Source organism: Rhodopseudomonas rhenobacensis (assembly GCF_014203125.1).
GTDB classification, from domain to species: Bacteria; Pseudomonadota; Alphaproteobacteria; order Rhizobiales; family Xanthobacteraceae; genus Rhodopseudomonas_A; species Rhodopseudomonas_A rhenobacensis.
The window spans coordinates 61119-79868 of the sequence record NZ_JACHIH010000018.1; the positions used below are offsets into that span (position 1 = coordinate 61119).

Here is an 18750-nt window from a genome sequence, read left to right on the forward strand (position 1 = left end):
TCCGCTCGTGGCGTGTCGGCGGGGGTCAATTCGCGCACCGCGAGCAGGGCCGAGTGGTTCGGCGGAGGTCCTGACCTGCAGGCGGCATTTCCGGTCTGTGCCTGGATGATAGGCGGAGTTAATCGGCCAATTAGCTTTTAGTCAATCGGTCAATTAAAACACTTGAGCTTCGCCGCAACATCGGATTATGTGCGCATCACGTTGATCGATTTGGAATTGGAATGCCTCATCTGAGTACCAGCGTTATGCATCGGTTGCCGTCGGGCAAGACCACCACGGCCGATCGGCTCTTGGTGGCGGCCGGCGAGTTGATGACCGAGCGCAACTCCATCGACGTGTCGCTGCACGACATCGCCGAGAAGGCCGGCGTCAACGCCGCGCTGGTGAAATATCATTTCGGCAACAAGGACGGCTTGATGCTGGCGCTGCTCGAGCGCGACGCCGTCACCGAGATGGCCAATCTGGAATATCTGCTGGCGCAGCCGATCTCGCCCTCGGCGAAGATGCGGCTGCACATCGCCGGGATCATCAAGACCTATCACCAGTTTCCCTACATGAACCGGCTGATCCATTACATGCTGCACGAGAGCGGCGGCGAGGCCGCCGACGAGGTGTCGAAATTCTTCGTCGGCCCGCTGCTGGATTTCCAGCGCCGGCTGTTGGCGCAGGGCGTTGCCGCGGGCGAATTCCGCCACGTCGATCCGGTGCTGTTCTACACCAGCCTGGTCGGCGCCTGCGATCACCTGTTCTTCAGCCGCCACTCGATGACGCGCGCGATCGGCGTCGGCCCGGTGACCGATCAGGTCTGCCGCGACTACATCGCCCACATGGAGACGTTGATCCTCGACGGCCTGTTGCGGCCGGAGCGGGCGGTCAGCTAGCGGCCCACGCCATCAGACAACACCAAGTTCAACACCAACCAGTTCAACACCAAGAAGAAACGGCACCACCCACTTCGCAGCATCAAAATGAATACGGAAACGCCCAAGGACAGACTTCAAAGATTTCAAAAATAAGAAGCGTCCAAGGACAGGTTGATAACAAGAAACCACGGAAACGCCCAAGGACTTCAATTCAAGCAGCGCGACCAAGACCAACAAGAACACTGACAACAAGTAACAAGAACACCAAGACCAATCGGAAACGCCCAAGGACTTCGCCTTCACGCTGACCCCGGCACCAGATTGGGGGAGCGCCCAAGGACTTCGCAACAAAGGACTTCGCAACACAACAACAGAACAAAATACGGAAACGCCCAAGGACCCAGGGAGACTTCAAAGCAGACGTCATGGCGGCCGCCGAACCAGCTTCAGCGGATGACCACAGACTGCGACAAGCAGCGACGCGCGCGATCCCGGCATCAGATCAGGACGCGCCCAAGGACGGAAGAGACGACATAACAAAACAAAAACCGATACGGAAACGCCCAAGGACTTGTCTTTCCGAAAACCTGACTCACAGCTTCAACGAAGTCAGGACTTCGACGTCGTCATGGGGCAATCGTGATGACGCGGCGTTGTTGCGACGACGCATCCAGGGCACCACGCGATGCCCTGGATGCTTCGCTTGCCGAGCGGGCGCCGCCTCGGCGCGCGGCGACGTAACACTCAAAGAATCGATCGAAGGATCCGGCGACAAGGATCCGCGCGCGACATCTGTGCTGCAAGATTTGCTTCAAGCCGGTCTCGACAGCCAAGTCGGGAAACGCCCAAAGCAAGGGGCAAGGAAAGGTTCGCTACGATGCAGTTGCAAGACGTCTCCGTCCTGATCACCGGCGGCGGCTCTGGACTGGGAGCCGCCACCGCGCGGGCGATGGCCGCCAAGGGCGCCAAGGTCGCGGTGCTCGACATGAACAAGGATAATGCCGAAGCGGTCGCCGCCGAGATCGGCGGGGTGGCCTGCGTCGGCGATGTTTCCGAAGAAGCCCCGGTGCAGGAAGCGATCGCCAAGGCGGAAGCCGCGCATGGCGTGATCCGCGTGCTGGTGAATTGCGCCGGCATCGGCGCCGCGGCGAAGACCGTCGGCAAGAACGGCGCGCTGCCGCTCGATCAGTTCTCCCGCGTCATCAAGGTCAATCTGATCGGCTCGTTCAATTGCATTCGCCTGGTCGCCGAGCGGATGCAGAGCGCGCCGCCGATCGGCGAGGAGCGCGGCGTCGTCATCAGCACCGCGAGCGTGGCGGCGTTCGATGGCCAGGTCGGGCAGGCGGCGTATTCCGCCTCCAAGGGCGGCATCGTCGGCATGACGCTGCCGGTGGCGCGCGATCTCGCCTCGTTGAACATCCGCGTCATGACCATCGCGCCCGGCCTATTTCTGACGCCGCTGCTGAAGGGCCTTCCCGAAGAAGCGCAGAAGAGCCTCGGCGCCCAGGTGCCGCATCCGGCGCGGCTCGGCGATCCGTCCGAATACGCCATGCTGGCCGTGCACATCGTCGAGAACCCGATGCTGAACGGCGAGACCATCCGGCTCGACGGCGCGATTCGCATGGCGCCGCGCTAGAAGAGGCGATCCGGAGACGATGCGCCGCGCGGTGCGCGCGGCAAAAAACATGGGACCAACGCCATGAATTTCGATTTCTCCGACGAACAGAAACAACTACGCGAGCAGGCGCGGCGCTTCCTCGCCGAGAAGTGCCCGCCGAAAGCGGTGCGCGAGGTGCTCGACGGCAAGGCGCCCTACGACCGCGCGCTGTGGCAGGGCTTTGCCGAGATGGGATTTCTCGGCGTGGCGATTCCCGAACAGTACGGCGGCGCCGGCGCCGGCCAGCTCGAGCTCTGCGTGCTGGCCGAAGAGGTCGGCCGCGCGCTGGCCCCGGTGCCGTTTTCTTCCACGGTGTATCTCGCCGCCGAGGCCTTGCTGATGGCGGGCTCCGAGGCGCAGAAGAAGAAGTGGCTGCCGCGGATCGCGTCGGGCGAGGCGATCGGCACGCTGGCGCTGTTCGAGGGCCGCGGCCAGCCGTCGCCGGCCGCGATCAAGCTCGCCGCCTCCGACGGCCGGCTCAGCGGCGTGAAACTGCCGGTGCCGGACGGCGCCATCGCGCATGTCGCCATCGTCGCCGCGCGCTCGGCCTCGACCGGCCGCGACAGCGACATCGCGCTGTATCTGGTCGATCTCTCCGCCGACGGCATTGAAGCGTGCGAGCTCGCCAATCTCGATCCGTCGCGCGGCCAGGCCGAGATTCGTTTCAATAATGCAGAAGCCGAGCCGCTCGGCGAAGCGTCAGAGGGCTGGAGCCTCGTTACAAGATTGCTCGACCGCGCCGCGGTCTTGATCGGCTTCGAGCAGGTCGGCGGCGCCGATCGCGCGCTGGAGATGGGCCGCGACTACGCGCTCGACCGCATCGCCTTCGGCCGCCCGATCGGCTCGTTCCAGGCGATCAAGCACATGCTCGCCGACATGTATGTCGCCGCCACTTTGGCGCGCTCGAATTGTTACTACGGCGCCTGGGCGCTCTCCACCGACGCTGCGGAATTGCCGGAGGCGGCCGCCGCGGCGCGGATCAGCGCGACGCAGGCGTTCCAGCATTGCGCGAAGAACAACATCCAGGTGCACGGCGGCATGGGCTTCACCTGGGAGTTCGACTGCCATCTGTACTACCGCCGCGCCAACGCGCTGGCGCTGGCGCTCGGCAGTCAGTCGTATTGGGAAGACCAGCTGATCGAGCGGATGCGGCAAAGGAATGCGGCGTAACGCGCGTGTCCCGGACGCGGTGCAGCGCGCAGCGCTGCTCCGCAGAGCCGGGACCGTAACGAAGGCATCGTCTGAAACGGTCCCGGGTCGGCGGCGCGGCGTGAAGAACGCCGCACCGCGCCCGGGACACGCGGAGCGAGAGTGAAGCCCCGTAGGATGGGCTGAGCGCAGCGAAACCCATCGGCTCCGGGCCATGCGGTGTTGGGTTTCGCAAGGGCTCAACCCATCCTGCGAATGCGTTCGGGGCAAGGCTCCGGGATGAAAGGCGATGCCATGAACTTCGACGACACCCCGCAGGAAGCCGCGTTTCGCGCCGAGGCGCGCGCCTGGATCGCCGCCAACGCGCCGAAGCAATATGAGGAGCCGTTGCGCAAAGCCTCGCTCGGCCGGCTCGCGCTCGACGGCGCGACCGCGCTCGAGGTCGCCAAGGCCTGGCAGAAGAAGAAGGCGCAAGCCGGCTGGGCCTGCCTGCATTGGCCGAAGGATTACGGCGGCCGCGGCGCCACGCCGATCGAGCGGGTGATCTGGCAGCAGGAGGAGGGCGTGTTCGGCAAGCTCAGCTTCCTGTTCATCATCGGCCACGGCATGTGCGGCCCGACCATGATGGCCTACGCCTCGGAAGAGCAGAAGCGGAACTATTTGCCGCCGCTGGCGTCCGGCGAACAGATCTGGTGCCAGCTGTTTTCCGAGCCGGCCAGCGGCTCCGACGTCGCCGGTTTGCGCACCCGCGCCGAGCGCGACGGCGACGATTGGATCATCAACGGCCAGAAGATCTGGACCTCCGGCGCGCACTATTCGGACTACGGCATCCTGATCACCCGCACCGATCCCAGCGTGCCGAAGCACAAGGGGCTCACCATGTTCTTCCTCGACATGAAGAGCCCGGGCGTCGAGGTGCGGCCGATCAAGCAGGCCAACGGCCAGTCGGACTTCAACGAGGTGTATTTCACCGACGTGCGGATTCCCGATGCGCAGCGGTTAGGTAGCGTCAATGACGGCTGGAACGTGTCGCTGACCACGCTGATGAACGAGCGGATGTCGATCGGCACCCAGATCACCACCGGCGTTCCGGAGCTGTTCGACTACTGCGGCAACCTGATGCTGGAGGATGGCCCGGCGATCGACGACCGCGCCGTGCGCTCCAAACTGGCGAACTGGGCGGTGAAGGCGAGTGGGCTGAAATACACCAGCCTGCGGGCGATCTCGGCGCTGTCGAAAGGCGAGCGGCCGGGGCCGGAGAATTCGATCGGCAAACTGGTCGCCGCCTCGATGATCCAGGAAGTCGCGATGTATGCGCTCGACTTGCAGGGCGCCGCCGGCGTGCTCTCCGGGCCGGAAGCCGACGCCGCCGGCAAATTCCAGGCGATGCTGCTACGCGCGCCGGGCACCCGCGTCGAAGGCGGCACCGACGAGATCATGCGCAACATCATCGCCGAGCGGGTGCTCGGGCTGCCCGGCGACATCCGGGTCGACAAGGACGTGCCATTCAACCAGATTCCCACGCGGGGGCGGGGATAGGATTATCGCTCGCCGACCAGGGCGGCCTCTTCCCTCGCCCCGCTTGCGGGGAGAGGGTGGCTCGAATGCGCGTAGCGCGTTCGAGTCGGGTGAGGGGGCGCCGCGTTATGCCGAGACGCCCCCTCACCCGACCTGGCTTCGCTGACGCTTCGCCGGGTCGACCTCTCCCCGCAAGCGGGGAGAGGCGAAGCGGTGCCGCGTGAGAACTCTTGCCAACCCTGTTACTTATGATGGTTGAACCATGACCCACGACTCCTCCGCCCCGATCGACGTGCTGGAAGATCTGTTGGCGCAGCGCTATTCGTGCCGCGCCTACAAGACGGACCAAGTGCCGCGCCAAATCATCGAGCGGATTCTCGGCGCCGCGCAACGCACCGCGTCGTGGTGCAACAGCCAGCCCTGGCAGGTGGTGATCACCTCGGGCGAGGAGACCGAGAAATTCCGCGACGCGTTGTATCCGGTGGCGGCGTCCGGCGCGGCGCCCGGCGGCGACTTCGAATTTCCGCGGGAGTATCGCGGGGTGTATCTGCAGCGCCGCCGCGAGAGCGGCTTTCAGCTCTACGACACGCTCGGCATCGTCAAGGGCGACAAGGCGGCCTACGCCAAACAGATGCTGGAGAATTTCAAATTCTTCGGCGCGCCGCATGTGGCCATCATCAGCACCGACGAGGCGCTCGGGGTCTATGGCGCGGTCGATTGCGGCGGCTATGTCGCCAACTTCATGTTGGCGGCGCAGGCGCTCGGCATAGCCAGCGTGCCGCAGGCGGCGCTGGCGATGCATTCGGCGGTGGTGCGCCGGCATTTCGGCTTGGGCGACGATCGCCGCGTGGTGTGCGGCATCTCGTTCGGCTATCCCGACCGCGACCACAAGATCAACAGCTACCGCACCTCGCGCGCATCGCTCGGCGAGGTCGTGACGTTCGTGGGGGAGTGAGCGCGCGCGATCTTCCCGGATGAGGGCGCCAACAGGCAAATCCGCGCCGGCGACATTAATTGTCAATATTCCTCAACTCGCCAATCTCGCGCGCATTGCGCAGGATCTTTTCGATAACGTGGCCCACGTCTTCGGGCGCGCCGCCAAATTCGTCCACGAGCAAGACGAACCGCGGATCATCACCGCCACTCGCTGAGACGGTGCAAAGTACGAAGGCGCCGTCGTTGGACGGAACCTGGATCATCCAACTGCCGCCTTCGTCAAAACCGGGGCCATCTGCGGCCAACCCTGCATTGACCATTTCGGACTTCAGCCAAAGGGCGAGCTTTTTGAACTTCGCAAGATGTTCGGCCGTGCCACGGGAATCGTGCAATATCAGTTCGTCTTCCACAGAAGACTTTACCGATGCATCGAAAAGCGTTGGCGCCCTGAAATGGAATTCTCTCATTGTCTCCCCCAAGACTTCAATCGTTGGTCAAATGTGGTGGGCTCGGCCGCTGACAGAGAATATTTAAGCCCGGCGCCTGTTGGCGCAAGGTCGTCTTTGTTAGTGTAGAGGTGCGCTCAGAACCGCGGCGCGCGCTTCTCTTTGAACGCCGCGATGCCTTCGTTGATCTCCGCGCTCTGCATACTGTCGCGGGCGCGCTGGTCGGCGGCGGCTTCGTCGAGCTGATCGCGGGCGAATTCGTTGATCGCGCGCTTCATCCCGGCCATCGCCAGCGGCGCGTTGCCGGCGAGAATGTTCGCCAGCGCGTCGACCTCGGAGTCGAGCCGTTTCATCGGCACCAGGGCGGTGAGATAGCCGATCCGCAGCATCTCGCGGGCGTCGATCTTCTGCGCGGTGAGAAACAGCTTCTTGGCGTTGTCGACGCCGAGCCGCGACACGTAGCGGCGGATCCCGCTCTTGTAGTAGTGCAGCCCGAGCCGTGCTGCCGGCATGAACATTTCGCAGCCCTCGGCGCCGATGCGGAAATCGCAGGCCAGCGCCAGGTCGGTGGAGCCGCCATAGACCCCGCCATTGAGCCGGCAGATGGTCGGCAGTTTGAGATCCTCGAGCCGGTTGGCCACCACCTCGAACGCGGCACCTGCGCTCGGCTGCGCCGCGTCGGCGGCGGCGCGCTCGGCAACCTTGCCGAGATCGAAGCCGGCGGAAAACGCCCGCCCGGTGCCGGTCAGCACCAGCACCCGCACCGCGGAGTCAGTCTCGATGGTGTCGAACAGCTGCATCAGCGCGTCGAGGTCGTCCGGCAACAGCCGGTTGAGATGCCGCGGCCGGTTCAGCCGGATCTCGGCGCGGGCGCCGGCGATGGTCAGGATCGGCGTGGTGTCGGCGGGTTCGTCATGCGCGGGGGTGGTCATCGTCGTGGTGTCCGACATCGCGGTCTCCTGGCTAGGGTCCGAACCTGCCCTGCGCGGAGGGCGGCCGTCAACGCCGCCGGAACCAGGCGGGGTGCGACGCTGAAGTTGCGGGGCGGCAATTCGCGCCGGATCGGCTATATTACCGCCGCAAGCCCAGCGCCCGCGATCGCCTCGCGGGAAACCGTCCGCTATCAGGAATTGGTTGGCCCCATGGATTCGCCGCATATCGCCGTACAAGCCGGCACGTTCTTCGCCTCGATCTTCGTCGTCGCCACCACCACGATGCGCACGATGATCCCGCTGCGGGTGTTCGGCATCATCACCAATGTGATCCTGATCACCACCTCGATCTTCAGCCACGCCTATCCGACGCTGCTGCTGCACGCCGTGCTGCTGCCGCTGAACGGCTACCGGCTGCACCAGATGCTGCAGCTGGTGCGCGACGTCAAGAAATCGGTCAACAGCGACCTGTCGATGGAATGGCTGAAGCCGTTCATGACCGAGCGCTGCTGCGCGACCGGCGAGGTGCTGTTCTACAAGGACGAGAAGGCCGAGGACATGTTCTACATCGTCAGCGGCCGCTACCGGCTGGTGGAGTCCGGCATCGAGCTGCCGGTCGGCGCCATCGTCGGCGAGCTCGGCATGTTGTCGCCGCTCAACGAGCGGACGCAGACGCTGGAATGCATCGAGGGCGGCACCGTGCTCGGCGTCAGCTATCGGCAGGTCGAGGAATTGTACGTGCAGAATCCGGAGTTCGGCTTCTACTTCCTGCGGCTGGCGAGCGCCCGGCTGTTCCAGAACATCGGCCGGCTGGAGCAGCGGCTGGCCGAGTATACGGTGCAAACGCCGGCGCCCGCTGCCGCGCCAGCGCCCGCCGCACAGGGCTCGGCCTAGCGAGAGCCGCCGCCATGGCCGGCTTCATCGAGGCGATCCGCGCCACGCTCGCCGAATGGATGGGCGAGGACGGCCGCGACGCGCCGTTTCTGCCCGAGGGTCTGCCGGAGGCGGTGCGGCCGGTTGCCAGCGACGCCGTGTTCATGCTGATCGACTATCAAGGCCCGAGCTACGCGCAGCTTTATCTCGACCGGCTGCGCCGCTTCGTCGGCCGCCGCGGCGTCGGCGAGGAGCTGTTCGCGGAGATCGCGCGGCTGTTGGCCAAGCGAATGTGCTACGAGGACGTGATCCGGCTGGCGCAGCTCGCCTTGCAGCAGCCGCCGGGACCGGGCGAGGTCAAAACCTTCCGGCTCGACGAACTGGTGTCGACGCTGCCGGAGGTGATCTCCGGACAGGCGCTGGAATTGGTCGGCTGGGCCGGGCTGTCGCGCCGCAAGGTGCGGCTGCGCTTCAGCACCGCGAGTTGGTTCGCGGTGCGCCGGCTCGAGCTCGAGGCCTCGTTGCGGCGCTGGCGGCTGCTGTCGCCGCGCTATGCCAAGGAGCGCGCGCTGGTCGAGCGCTGGCTGCACATGATCGATCGCGCGCTGACCAAGCAGCCGGCGGCCGCAGCCGCCATTGTGCAAACCGCGACGATGATTCACGGCTGCGGCGAGCCGTTGCGGCAGCGGCAGGCCGACTGGTGCCTGATCATCGATAGCCTCGCCAAGCCCTGCTTCGACGGCGTGCTCGAATTGCCCGACCTTGCCGCGGCGATCGCGCAAGCGCGCGCCGCGGTGACGCCAGACCCGCAGCAGCGGGCGCTGAAGCGCTGCGTTCGCGAAATCCGGGCGCGCGCGTCACCCTGACGCGGACGGCGCGTCGCCGGTTCTCCGCGTGCATTCCGGACAGCGAAGTGTCATAAATCGGGTTCCACAGAGCCGTTCGGTCCGTCAGCCAGCAAAGGGCGCTCGCTTGGTGTTTCCATCATTGTCGTCGTCGGTCGCCGTGGGCGCGCTGATCGGATGGATGCTGGTGCTCACCGCCAAGCATGTGGTGGCGGATTTCTTTCTGCAGACCCATTGGATGGCGATCGGCAAGGACGGCAAGACCGGCTGGGCCTGGCCGCTATTGGTGCATTGCTCGATTCATCTCGGGCTGACCACCGCGCTGATGCTGATCATCGCGCCGCGGTTCTGGTTCATCGGGCTGATCGATTTTGCGGTTCACATCCTGATCGACCGCGCCAAGGGCTTTTGTGTCGCGACCTTCGACGTGACGCGCGATCATCAATGGTTCTGGTGGCTGATCGGCACCGACCAGGCGCTGCATCATCTCACCGGCTTTGCGCTGTCGATCTGGCTCGCCGCCAACGGCTGATACGCAGTCATTCCGGGGCGGGCGCAGCGCAGCTGCGCGCGAACCCGGAATCTTGCTGCGCGGGCAGGAGTCCGTCCCGTGCTGCGAGATTCCGGGTTCGCTCGAGCTGTCGCTCTCGCGCCCCGGAATGACGGCGCGCGATGGCGACGCGCGTCAGGGCTGCGGCGTGATCCGCTCGCCGGACGTCGCGGGCACCGGCTTACTGCTGCCGAGCCCGAGCACCAGCGCGCCGGCCAGCATCGCCAGCAGCGAACCACTCAGCACGCCGATCTTCATCGCCGCTTCCAGCTCGGGGGTACGCGCGAACGCCAGCAGCCCGATGAACAGGCTCATGGTGAAGCCGACGCCGCACAACAACGAGACCCCGTAGACCTGCAGCCAGGTGGCGCGCGCCGGCCGCCGCGCCCAGCCGAGCTTGGCCATCAGCAGCACCGCGCCGAACACCCCGATCTGCTTGCCGATCAGCAAGCCGAGCGCCACGCCGAGCGTCACCGGCTGCAACAGGCTCGGCCACGTCACCCCGGTCAGCGACACCCCGGCGTTGGCGAAGCCGAACAGCGGCAGCACCAGATAGGCCGACCACGGGTGCAGCGCGTGCTCCAGCCGCTGCAGCGGCGAATGGGCCTCGTCGACCGCGGCGTCGCGCCGGCGCAGCGGAATGGTCAGCGCCAGCAGCACGCCGGCCACCGTGGCATGCACCCCAGATTGCAGCGTGAGCCACCACAGCACGACGCCGAGCAGCAGATAGGGCGTGAGCCGCCGCACGCCGGCAAGATTGAGCCCGACCAACAGCGCCAGCACCAGCGCCGCGCCGCCCAGCATCGGCAGCGACAGGTCGGCGGTGTAGAACACCGCGATGATGACGATGGCGCCGAGATCGTCGAGGATCGCCAGCGCGGTGAGAAAGATCTTCAGCGACACCGGCACCCGCGAGCCGAACAGCGAGAGCACGCCGAGCGAAAACGCGATGTCGGTGGCCGCGGGAATAGCCCAGCCGCGCAGCGTCGAAGGCTCCTGCCAGTTGATCGCCGCATAGATCAGCGCCGGCACCGCCATGCCGCCGATCGCCGCGACCCCGGGCAGCGCCCGCGCCGGCCAGGCCCGCAACTGTCCCTCCAGCAATTCGCGTTTGATCTCCAGCCCGACCAGCAGGAAGAACAGCACCATCAGGCCGTCGTTGATCCAGTGCAGCACGCTGAGGCCGCCGAGATACGTCGCCAGCGTCTCGAGATAGAGCGGCGCCAGCGCCGAATTCGCAGCGAGCATCGCCAGCGCGCCGCTGACGATCAGAATCACGCCGCCGGCGGTCTCGCCGCGCAGGAAATCGCGCAGTTCGGCGACGGGTCGATAGATTATCGAATTTTTCAGCATCTGCTGCACTGAGCATCATCCTTGTGGGGCGGCAAGCCGGCGAATTGAAGCAGCGTCGCGCGGCCGTCGCGGCAGCGCGGAGGGCGAACACGTCGGCGCGGAGCCATGGCATCATGAGCAACCTTTGCGGGCTTATCCAGGTCCCGGGTTTGTCGCCCGGGATTGTTCTGCTATTCAGAGTCGGAGACCAAGGGGCCGTCGGGAATGCAAATCGCGATCATCGCCGTATTCGTCGTCGCCTATGCGGCGATCGCGCTGGAACATCCGCTCGGCATCAACAAATGCGCCACCGCGCTGCTCGGCGCCGGGCTGCTGTGGACATTGTATTCGATATCCAGCCCCGATCATGCCGCGGTGATGCGTGAGCTCGACGAATCGGTGGCGTCGTCGGCGCAGATCATCTTCTTCCTGATGGGCGCCATGACCATCGTCGAGGTGATCGACGCGCATAACGGCTTCGAGGTGATCACCTCGCAGATCCGCACCAATCGGCTGACCTCGCTGATGTGGCTGGTCGGGCTCGTCACGTTCTTCCTCAGCGCGGTGCTGGACAATCTGACCACCACCATCGTGATGATCTCGCTGACCAAGAAGCTGCTCGACGATCGCGGCGACCGCTTGTTCTTCGCCGCGATGATCGTGATCGCCGCCAATGCCGGCGGCGCCTGGTCGCCGATCGGCGACGTCACCACGACGATGCTGTGGATCGGTGGCCAGCTCACCGCAACCGCGATTATCAAGGGCGTGTTCCTGGCCTCGATCGTCAACCTGCTGGTGCCGCTGTTGATCGTGACCTGGCAGCTGCGCGGCCGGGCCTTCGCGTTGAAAGAGGTCGACGCCGAGACCAGCCGCAGCGCCGACAACAACGGGTTCGAGCGCAACCTGATCTTCTTCCTCGGGCTCGGCATTCTGGTGATGGTGCCGGCGTTCAAGACGCTCACCGGGCTGCCGCCGTTCATGGGCATCCTGTTCGGGCTGGGGATCCTCTGGGTCAGTGCGGAAATCATTCACCGCCACAAGCCGCCGAAGCAGCGCGAACAACTGACCTTGGGCCACGCGCTGACCCGGATCGACCTCAGCTCGGTGGTGTTCTTCCTCGGCATCCTGCTGGCGGTCGCCACCCTGGAACATTCGCACATCCTCACCGCGCTGGCGGCGTGGCTCGACCAGACCGTCGGGCGGCAGGACCTGATCGTCGTCATCCTCGGGCTGATCAGCGCGATCGTCGACAACGTGCCGTTGGTGGCGGCGTCGATGGGGATGTACAGCCTGGCGCAATATCCGCCCGACAGCTTCCTGTGGGAGTTCATCGCCTATTGCGCCGGCACCGGCGGATCGATCCTGATCATCGGCTCGGCGGCCGGCGTCGCCGCGATGGGGCTCGAGAAGATCGAGTTCTTCTGGTATTTGCGACGCGTCAGCGTGCTGGCGATGCTCGGCTATTTCGCCGGCGCCGCGGCCTATGTCGTGCAGTACAACCTGCTGCACTGAGACCATGGGCGTGCCCCGGTATTTCTACCAGGTAGGAAATTAACTGGTTCGCGCAGGGGCATGGCTATGCTGCTGAGGCGGCAGAACCTTTCGACGAAGCGGTGTTCGCGACGGGGGGGGGGCCGGATCGTAACCCGCGTGGACCATGGCCTCGTTCCTGCAGTCACAGCTGGACTTCATCTATTTCTTCTACGGCATGGCCTTTATCCTGCTCGGTTCCGCCTGTTTGGCGATGGCGCGCGGTAGGCTCGGTGGCACCGTCGACCTTTGGCTGTTCGGAAGTTTCGCGCTGGTTCACGGCTGCGCCGAATGGCTCGATCTCGCCGCCTTGATGCTCGGCGACAACCAGCTGTTCGCGACGCTGCGCCTTGCGGTGCTCATTGCCTCCTTCCTGTTCTTGATGGAGTTTACCCGCAGCGGCGCCACCCGGTTGGGTTACAGAGTGCCGGACATCTGGATCTACCCACTTATCGTCGGACTGATTATCGGCGTGGGCGTGCTCGAGGGTCTGCCCGCGGCAAGGGCCGTGTCGCGCTACAGCCTGGGATTCGTCGGCGCGATCGGCGGCGGTTTGGTGCTGGCGCAACGCGCCAGGCAGCATTCGCCTATCAAAAAGGGGCTGCTGACGCTGTTTGCGATCGTGCTGGCGCTCTACGGGGGCGCCGCCGGTCTGATCGTGTCGCCGGCCCCGTTCTGGCCGGCCAACGTCGTCAATACGGCATGGTTTGTCGGACTGACCGGCATTCCCATTCAATTGCTGCGCGGCGTGCTCGCTTGCCTGCTCACCGGGCTGTGCTGGGCGTTCTGGGGACAAACGCTGGTCGAGACGGTGGCGGCCGCGCGCTATACGGCGTATCTGCGCCGGCAGCTGATCTGGACGATGGTCGCGCTGATCGCGATCCTGGCCGGCGGATGGGCGCTGACGGGTTATCTGGGCGGGCTCTACAAACAGGCCGTCGAGCAGGAGGCGCGGGGCGACGCCGAATTGCTGGTCAGCCGTCTGGCCGGCGAAGCCGCGGTGCTCGACGCCATGGTGAAAGCGCTCGCGAGGTCGCCGACGCTGCTGCCGATGTTGAATGGCAGCAGCACCGCGCGGGATCGACACATCGACGAGGTGCTGCAGCTCGATGTCGAAGCCGCCGGAGCGCTGGTCGGCATGGTGCTCAACCGCTCCGGCGCGGTGATCGCTTCGTCCGATCGCAGCGAAGCGGCGACGCTCGCTCTGGCGAACGAAAGTGCCGCGCCGTATTTTCAGAATTCGATCGCCGGGTTGGCCAGCCGTCGTTTCCAGCTCGATCCGATCACCGGGGCGCGGAGCTACACCTCCAGTGCGCCGATTCGCGATCGCGAGGGTAACGTCGTCGGCGTTGCGATGCTGCAGAAATCGCTGGAGGCCCTCGAGGCCAGCCTGCTGTCGTTCGACAAGGCGTTCTACTTCGTCGACGCCGACGGCGTGGTGATGCTGTCCAATCGCAGCAACAGGTTGCGGCAGGCGCTGTGGCCGCGCGCGGTCGACGCGTTGCGGCTGGCGGCGCCGCGTTCGGCGGCCAAGCCCATGGTGCCGCGCGAGATCGTCGACTCGGTCTGGACCACGGCCGACGGAGTGCCGTCCTACGTCCTGCGCCGCCCCGCCAGCGAGGGCGGCTGGTCGTTGCTGATGGTGTTTCCGGTCGCCGGAATCTTTCCGACCAGGTTTCTCGGCATCGTCATCACGCTGCAATTCTCGATCATGGCGTTGTTCTACTTCTACGGCCGCGAGCACGGCATCCGCGACAGCATCCACGCCGAAAAGCGCATGGAGCTGCAGGAGCTGGCGCGCGGGCTGCACGTGCAGGCCACCACCGACCCGTTGACCGGGCTGTTCAATCGCCGGGTGTTCAACCAGGGCGTGGTCGAAGAGATCGTGCGCTTCGATCGCTTCCAGACGGCGTTTTCCGCGGTGATGTGCGACATCGATTATTTCAAGGAGATCAACGATGTGCACGGCCATCTGATCGGCGACCAGGTTTTGGTGCATCTCGCGCGGATTCTGTCGCGCAGCGTTCGGCAGACCGATTTCCTGGCGCGCTGGGGCGGCGAGGAATTCGTCATCCTGCTGGTCGGCGCCGACGAGAAGGTCGCGGTCGAGTTCGCCGAGAAGCTGCGCAACACCATCGCCCACACCGCGTTCGACGAGATCGGCTGCCTGACCTGCAGCTTCGGCGTCGCCGAATGCGTGCCCGGCGACACGCCGGAGAGCCTGCTGGCCCGGGTCGACAACGCGCTGTACCGGGCCAAGATGAACGGCCGTAACCGCGTCGAGCTGGCCTCGGCGCCGCTGGCGGAGTCGCCGTTGCTCGCGCCCAGCGCCTGAATGGAACCGGCGGGTTCCGCCCCTGACTGATTCGTCAATCGAATTCAAGTTCCATCCGGCGGTAAAATAGGGTTCGGTTAACCGCTCATTAACGAATTCGACTGCATTCTATGGTTGTGGAGAAAAGCTCATGTGGTCCAGCCGAGAAGCGTTTGAGAACGATTTCTGCCCGGTCCGCGAGGATCTGCTGGGCGAGATGTATCGCGCCAGCGAAAGCGGACTTCCGCAACTCGTAGAAAGCGTCTCGTCCGAGGTTCGGGCGATGCTGGCGCTGTTCTGCTACCGCCGCAGCCATCTGCATTCGCTGGCCTTGTCGATCGCCTCGAGTTGCGAGGAGCGCGACCTGATCCAGCTCGGCGGCCGCGTCGGGTCGACGCTGTACGCGCTGTCGCGCGACGCCAAGTCGTTTCGGCCGACCGCGGCGGCCTATTCCGGCCACCGCAAGCCGATCACGCTGTCGACCAAGCCGTTGTCGAGTTTCCCGCAGGTCATGCACGACCTCGACGACGATCACGGTCACGCGGCGACGGCCTGAGCGAACGGCCGGCTAGGCTAGGGCGAGCGGCGCCATTCCGAAGCGCCGCCGCGCCATGGCGCATTCCGGATCGCCCGGCTGGCAGGTCCGGCACACCTCCGGCCGCAACTGATAGATCCCGCACGCCGTCGCCACGCCGATCTGCCCGGTCAGCGCGCTGCAGCGGTCGCCGTCGCAACGCATCCCCGACAGCTTGGCATTGACGAACTGCTCCGGAATGAGATCGAGCGCGGCGTCGTCCTCGGTGGTGAAGCGCGGCCAATTCTCCGAATAGCCGCAGCAGGCGCCGCAGGGCTGGCACGGGCTCTCCGCGGGGGGCAGGGTGTCGCTGGTCATGCCAGCGCTTTAGCGCGAAGCGCGGCGTGGCGATAGACGTGTGCGACCCCGCGCAACTCGGATTACTGTCCGCGCCTCTGGTGATCGGTTTGCTGGGGGAAATGCCATTGCCCCTCCGTTACGCCGCGTCGTCCGCAATCCGCCCCTAGAGCATCCAGTCGGCCCGATGCTTTCTGACCCAATCAGGTCGCCGATTGATCAAGTCTTGAACTCTTGCCGGATCAGCTTCCAGCCAAGCCAGCACCATTGGCATTTCAGCCTCGGCATTCCATGGAGCATCGCGCTCCTTCAGGGGCCTGAACCACAAGTAGCGGATTTTCTCTTTCACGAGTTTGGCGTGGAGGGCATCCGACACAAAGAGATTCCCTGCACCCAAGAACCCGCCCATCCAAACGTGACGTCCCGCAATCTCTTGGGAACTGAGCGCCACGTCCTCGTAGCCGGCTCGGTAGGGGCGATGAAGATTCCGCAATTCCGGCCAACCCGGCGCATTCCCAACATCGAGATAGGCGTCGATGACCGCGCATGGATTGAAGATGTAGTACTGAGGCCCTGCATGGCGCGTGCCGTCCTTCGCTTCAAGCGTGATCGGAAAGAACTGATGCGCGTTTGGTTCAAACCCCTCGATAATTTCGCGAAACTTTTCGCTTACACATATGAATCCGATAATGTGGAATGCGTCACAAAACTTCTTCGTGTCTTGCTGTCGCGCCGTGAGGTTGACTGGCGGGACGCCATCGAAGCGAATCCCCCTCTCCATTGTGCGGCCGCTTCGGTCCTTGAACAGCTTCAATCGATCGAGCTCGTCGAAGTCAAACTTCGGCGACCGAACGTGCATCTCGACCGTCATCATCCAAGCCATCAGGCGATCCTTCTACCGAAGGTCGTGGACTTTCGAGGTCCGAAACGGAGCGCATGCAGCAATCGCGTTTCGGATAAATCCATCGACACGAATGCGCCTAGTAACCACCTCTTTTTCGGCGATGACGCAACAGGAATCTCAGCGATTGCGACGAAAAAACGCAGAGAAGTACTCAAGTAATGCCGGCCGGGGAGCAATTGCGTCGTCAACCGATGGTACAAGATAGTGGACTTGGCATCATCGTGGCGAAGCAGCCTGATTTGGTATCAGCGCGTAGTAGCGCGGGTTAGCGCGCAGCGCGTAACCCGCCGGCTCCGGATCGCGGCTCACGAAGCTCGGTTACGGCGCAACGGCGCCTGACTCACCCGACGCCGGCTGCGCGGTCGATATCGGCTGCGCCGCCGCCAGCGCCGCTTCGAGCTCGGCGATCCGGGCGTCGCGCGCGGCGAGCGCCGCGGCGACGTCGGCGGCGTCGAATTTCTGCGGAATATGCTGCGGACAATTGCTGTCCCAGGCCTTGATCGTAAACACGATCACCTGTTCGGGCCGCGCCTTGTAGCCCTGCGGCATCAGCGTCTGCAGCAGCGCCGCATCGTCCTCGACGACGCGGGCTTCGCCCCAGATCTTGATGCGGCGGCGGTGCACGTAATCCATCACGAAAATATGCGCCTTGGGATTTTCCGACAGATTGCCCTGGGTGATGTATTGCCGGTTGCCGCTGTAATCGGCGAACGCCAGAGTGTGCGGATCGAGCACGTGGATGAAGCCGGCGGGGCCGCCGCGGTGCTGCATATAGGGCTGGCCGTCGGCGGATGCGGTGGCAAGAAAGAAGCTGGTCTGCGCCGCGAGAAAGTGGGCCAGCTGATCATCGACCGCGCTGCGCCAGCCGCCGTGCCGCTCGACCTGCGCGTAGCCGTCGCGCGAGCCCTTGCGGGTCTGGATCGCCTTCACCGCGGGCGTGAAAGCGACGTCGCTGGAAGCGCTCAGAACCTCACTCATCGGATGTCCTCCCGATTCCGGCGCCGCCGGGCGCCTCGTGGGGTCAATATGGCCGGGCGGCGGAATGAAGCAATCAGGCGGATTGACACTTCATTGTTGCAGGATATGAAATAGCTCCATGGACCGTCTCGACGCCATGACCGCCTTTGTGGCAGTCGCCGACCTGCAGGGTTTCGCGCCGGCGGCGCGCAAGCTCGGGCTGTCGCCGTCCGCGGTGACGCGGCTGGTGGCGGCGCTGGAAAACCGCGTCGGCGCAAGGCTGTTGCAGCGGACCACGCGCTCGGTGACGCTGACCGATGTCGGCGCGCGCTATCTGGAGCGGGCGCGGCGCATTCTCGCCGACGTCGAGGAGGCCGAAGGCTCGGCGCAGGCCGAGCGCACGAAGCCGGCCGGGCGGCTGGTGGTGTCGGCGCCGGTCGGGTTCGGCCGCGTCCACGTCACGCCGCTGATCTCGGCCTGGCTGAAGCGCTATCCGGACGTCGCCGGCGAATTGCGGCTGACCGATCGCGTCATCAACCTGGTCGAGGACGGCGTCGACTGCGCGATCCGCATCGGGCAATTGCCGGATTCCAGCCTGGTGGCGCGCGCGGTCGGCGACATGCGCCGCATCGTGGTGGCGTCGCCGGACTATCTCGCGGCGCGCGGCGTGCCGAAGACGCCGGCCGCGTTGGCCAAGCACGACACCATCCAGTTCGGCGCGCTGGCGGCGGCGCCGGAATGGCGCTTCAGCGAGGCCGGCCGCGAGATCCGCATCAGTTGCACGCCGCGCTTCACCACCAACGTCGCCGACGCCGCGATCTGGCACGCCGAGCAGGGCGGCGGATTGACCCGCGTGCTGGCCTATCAGGCCGCGGACGGGCTCGCCGCCGGGCGATTGAAAGTGGTGCTGCGCAAATACGAACCGCCGCCTTTGCCGATCCACATCGTCTATCCGACCTCGCGGCTATTGTCGGCCAAGGTGCGCACCTTCATCGATCTGGTGATCGAGACAGCGAATTGGCGGTTCGGCGCGCGCTGAAGTCGTTGTATCGCACCGCGCAAATTACTGCGGA

19 protein-coding genes are annotated in these 18750 nt (G+C 65.1%); 12 read left to right on the forward strand and 7 right to left on the reverse strand.

The genetic code is table 11. The annotated features are described in order from the left end of the window. Positions 1–221: 221 nt before the first annotated feature. Entirely contained in the window at positions 222–881 is a 660-nt protein-coding gene (locus HNR60_RS14635; RefSeq protein ID WP_184258702.1) for a TetR family transcriptional regulator, read from the forward strand. A gap of 12 nt (positions 882–893) precedes the next feature. Here the strand turns inward: HNR60_RS14635 and HNR60_RS14640 are convergent, their stop codons facing one another. After that, the gene (locus tag HNR60_RS14640; RefSeq protein WP_184258704.1) at positions 894–1151 is read right to left on the reverse strand and encodes a hypothetical protein; all 258 of its coding nucleotides are present in this window, start codon (positions 1149–1151) and stop codon (positions 894–896) included. 589 nt (positions 1152–1740) lie between these two features. Between HNR60_RS14640 and HNR60_RS14645 the strand changes: the two genes are divergently transcribed. The 4 genes from HNR60_RS14645 to HNR60_RS14660 all read left to right on the forward strand — a co-directional run bounded on the left by HNR60_RS14645 (position 1741) and on the right by HNR60_RS14660 (position 6142). Next, on the forward strand, positions 1741–2499 hold the full coding sequence (locus tag HNR60_RS14645) for an SDR family NAD(P)-dependent oxidoreductase (RefSeq protein ID WP_184258707.1): 759 nt from the start codon (positions 1741–1743) through the stop codon (positions 2497–2499). A 63-nt stretch (positions 2500–2562) separates the two neighbouring features. After that, on the forward strand, positions 2563–3690 hold the full coding sequence (locus HNR60_RS14650; RefSeq protein WP_184258709.1) for an acyl-CoA dehydrogenase family protein: 1128 nt from the start codon (positions 2563–2565) through the stop codon (positions 3688–3690). Between the two features lie 273 nt (positions 3691–3963). Continuing rightward, complete coding sequence (locus HNR60_RS14655) at positions 3964–5208, forward strand: acyl-CoA dehydrogenase (protein ID WP_184258789.1); 1245 nt, start codon at positions 3964–3966, stop codon at positions 5206–5208. Positions 5209–5449: 241 nt separating this feature from the next. After that, entirely contained in the window at positions 5450–6142 is a 693-nt protein-coding gene (locus tag HNR60_RS14660) for a nitroreductase (protein WP_184258711.1), read from the forward strand. A gap of 55 nt (positions 6143–6197) precedes the next feature. On the opposite strand, the gene HNR60_RS14665 is transcribed toward HNR60_RS14660, so the two are convergent. Both HNR60_RS14665 and HNR60_RS14670 read right to left on the reverse strand, forming a co-directional pair. Beyond that, positions 6198–6590: a hypothetical protein gene (locus HNR60_RS14665; protein WP_184258713.1), complete on the reverse strand. Its 393-nt coding sequence runs from the start codon at positions 6588–6590 to the stop codon at positions 6198–6200. 116 nt (positions 6591–6706) lie between these two features. Then, positions 6707–7519, reverse strand: a complete 813-nt coding sequence (locus HNR60_RS14670) for an enoyl-CoA hydratase/isomerase family protein (RefSeq protein WP_184258715.1) — start codon at positions 7517–7519, stop codon at positions 6707–6709. Between the two features lie 192 nt (positions 7520–7711). Here HNR60_RS14670 and HNR60_RS14675 point away from each other — a divergent pair, with 192 nt between their 5' ends. The 3 genes from HNR60_RS14675 (at position 7712) to HNR60_RS14685 (ending at position 9751) form a co-directional block, all read left to right on the forward strand. Beyond that, positions 7712–8395, forward strand: coding sequence for a Crp/Fnr family transcriptional regulator (locus HNR60_RS14675; protein WP_184258717.1), 684 nt, complete (start codon positions 7712–7714; stop codon positions 8393–8395). A 14-nt stretch (positions 8396–8409) separates the two neighbouring features. Then, a complete protein-coding gene (locus HNR60_RS14680) occupies positions 8410–9240 on the forward strand; it encodes a DUF6537 domain-containing protein (RefSeq protein ID WP_184258719.1) in 831 nt (276 codons plus the stop codon). Positions 9241–9346: 106 nt separating this feature from the next. Then, positions 9347–9751 carry a DUF3307 domain-containing protein gene (locus HNR60_RS14685; protein ID WP_184258721.1) on the forward strand — a complete coding sequence of 135 codons (405 nt, stop codon included), beginning with the start codon at positions 9347–9349 and terminating at the stop codon, positions 9749–9751. Between the two features lie 153 nt (positions 9752–9904). Here the strand turns inward: HNR60_RS14685 and nhaA are convergent, their stop codons facing one another. Continuing rightward, entirely contained in the window at positions 9905–11122 is a 1218-nt protein-coding gene (gene nhaA, locus HNR60_RS14690; protein ID WP_184258791.1) for a Na+/H+ antiporter NhaA, read from the reverse strand. 204 nt (positions 11123–11326) lie between these two features. Between nhaA and nhaD the strand changes: the two genes are divergently transcribed. The 3 genes from nhaD (at position 11327) to HNR60_RS14705 (ending at position 15501) form a co-directional block, all read left to right on the forward strand. Beyond that, positions 11327–12613 carry a sodium:proton antiporter NhaD gene (gene nhaD / locus HNR60_RS14695; protein ID WP_184258723.1) on the forward strand — a complete coding sequence of 429 codons (1287 nt, stop codon included), beginning with the start codon at positions 11327–11329 and terminating at the stop codon, positions 12611–12613. A 145-nt stretch (positions 12614–12758) separates the two neighbouring features. Continuing rightward, the gene (locus tag HNR60_RS24180; protein WP_246432958.1) at positions 12759–14966 is read left to right on the forward strand and encodes a GGDEF domain-containing protein; all 2208 of its coding nucleotides are present in this window, start codon (positions 12759–12761) and stop codon (positions 14964–14966) included. Positions 14967–15096: 130 nt separating this feature from the next. Further along, positions 15097–15501 carry a hypothetical protein gene (locus HNR60_RS14705; RefSeq protein ID WP_184258724.1) on the forward strand — a complete coding sequence of 135 codons (405 nt, stop codon included), beginning with the start codon at positions 15097–15099 and terminating at the stop codon, positions 15499–15501. A 12-nt stretch (positions 15502–15513) separates the two neighbouring features. On the opposite strand, the gene HNR60_RS14710 is transcribed toward HNR60_RS14705, so the two are convergent. From HNR60_RS14710 to HNR60_RS14720, 3 genes are all read right to left on the reverse strand, one after another. After that, positions 15514–15837: a YkgJ family cysteine cluster protein gene (locus tag HNR60_RS14710; RefSeq protein WP_184258726.1), complete on the reverse strand. Its 324-nt coding sequence runs from the start codon at positions 15835–15837 to the stop codon at positions 15514–15516. Positions 15838–15982: 145 nt separating this feature from the next. Continuing rightward, positions 15983–16699, reverse strand: a complete 717-nt coding sequence (locus HNR60_RS14715) for an imm11 family protein (RefSeq protein ID WP_184258728.1) — start codon at positions 16697–16699, stop codon at positions 15983–15985. Positions 16700–17038: 339 nt separating this feature from the next. Further along, the gene (locus tag HNR60_RS14720; RefSeq protein WP_184258730.1) at positions 17039–17698 is read right to left on the reverse strand and encodes a pyridoxamine 5'-phosphate oxidase family protein; all 660 of its coding nucleotides are present in this window, start codon (positions 17696–17698) and stop codon (positions 17039–17041) included. Positions 17699–17816: 118 nt separating this feature from the next. On the opposite strand from HNR60_RS14720, the gene HNR60_RS14725 reads away from it, so the two are divergent. Continuing rightward, positions 17817–18716, forward strand: coding sequence for a LysR family transcriptional regulator (locus HNR60_RS14725; protein WP_184258732.1), 900 nt, complete (start codon positions 17817–17819; stop codon positions 18714–18716). Positions 18717–18750 lie beyond the last annotated feature (34 nt).

What these genes read in the sequence shown, in the direction of transcription:
- HNR60_RS14670 (WP_184258715.1), bottom strand. Translation starts at nt 7,519, where the DNA reads ATGTCGGACACCACGACGATGACCACCCCCGCGCATGACGAACCCGCC.
- nhaA (WP_184258791.1), bottom strand. Translation starts at nt 11,122, where the DNA reads ATGCTGAAAAATTCGATAATCTATCGACCCGTCGCCGAACTGCGCGAT.
- HNR60_RS14650 (WP_184258709.1), top strand. Translation starts at nt 2,563, where the DNA reads ATGAATTTCGATTTCTCCGACGAACAGAAACAACTACGCGAGCAGGCG.
- HNR60_RS14655 (WP_184258789.1), top strand. Translation starts at nt 3,964, where the DNA reads ATGAACTTCGACGACACCCCGCAGGAAGCCGCGTTTCGCGCCGAGGCG.
- HNR60_RS14705 (WP_184258724.1), top strand. Translation starts at nt 15,097, where the DNA reads ATGTGGTCCAGCCGAGAAGCGTTTGAGAACGATTTCTGCCCGGTCCGC.
- HNR60_RS14660 (WP_184258711.1), top strand. Translation starts at nt 5,450, where the DNA reads ATGACCCACGACTCCTCCGCCCCGATCGACGTGCTGGAAGATCTGTTG.
- HNR60_RS14635 (WP_184258702.1), top strand. Translation starts at nt 222, where the DNA reads ATGCCTCATCTGAGTACCAGCGTTATGCATCGGTTGCCGTCGGGCAAG.
- HNR60_RS14720 (WP_184258730.1), bottom strand. Translation starts at nt 17,698, where the DNA reads ATGAGTGAGGTTCTGAGCGCTTCCAGCGACGTCGCTTTCACGCCCGCG.
- HNR60_RS14725 (WP_184258732.1), top strand. Translation starts at nt 17,817, where the DNA reads ATGGACCGTCTCGACGCCATGACCGCCTTTGTGGCAGTCGCCGACCTG.
- HNR60_RS14710 (WP_184258726.1), bottom strand. Translation starts at nt 15,837, where the DNA reads ATGACCAGCGACACCCTGCCCCCCGCGGAGAGCCCGTGCCAGCCCTGC.
- HNR60_RS14680 (WP_184258719.1), top strand. Translation starts at nt 8,410, where the DNA reads ATGGCCGGCTTCATCGAGGCGATCCGCGCCACGCTCGCCGAATGGATG.
- HNR60_RS14675 (WP_184258717.1), top strand. Translation starts at nt 7,712, where the DNA reads ATGGATTCGCCGCATATCGCCGTACAAGCCGGCACGTTCTTCGCCTCG.
- nhaD (WP_184258723.1), top strand. Translation starts at nt 11,327, where the DNA reads ATGCAAATCGCGATCATCGCCGTATTCGTCGTCGCCTATGCGGCGATC.
- HNR60_RS14715 (WP_184258728.1), bottom strand. Translation starts at nt 16,699, where the DNA reads ATGGCTTGGATGATGACGGTCGAGATGCACGTTCGGTCGCCGAAGTTT.
- HNR60_RS24180 (WP_246432958.1), top strand. Translation starts at nt 12,759, where the DNA reads ATGGCCTCGTTCCTGCAGTCACAGCTGGACTTCATCTATTTCTTCTAC.
- HNR60_RS14645 (WP_184258707.1), top strand. Translation starts at nt 1,741, where the DNA reads ATGCAGTTGCAAGACGTCTCCGTCCTGATCACCGGCGGCGGCTCTGGA.
- HNR60_RS14665 (WP_184258713.1), bottom strand. Translation starts at nt 6,590, where the DNA reads ATGAGAGAATTCCATTTCAGGGCGCCAACGCTTTTCGATGCATCGGTA.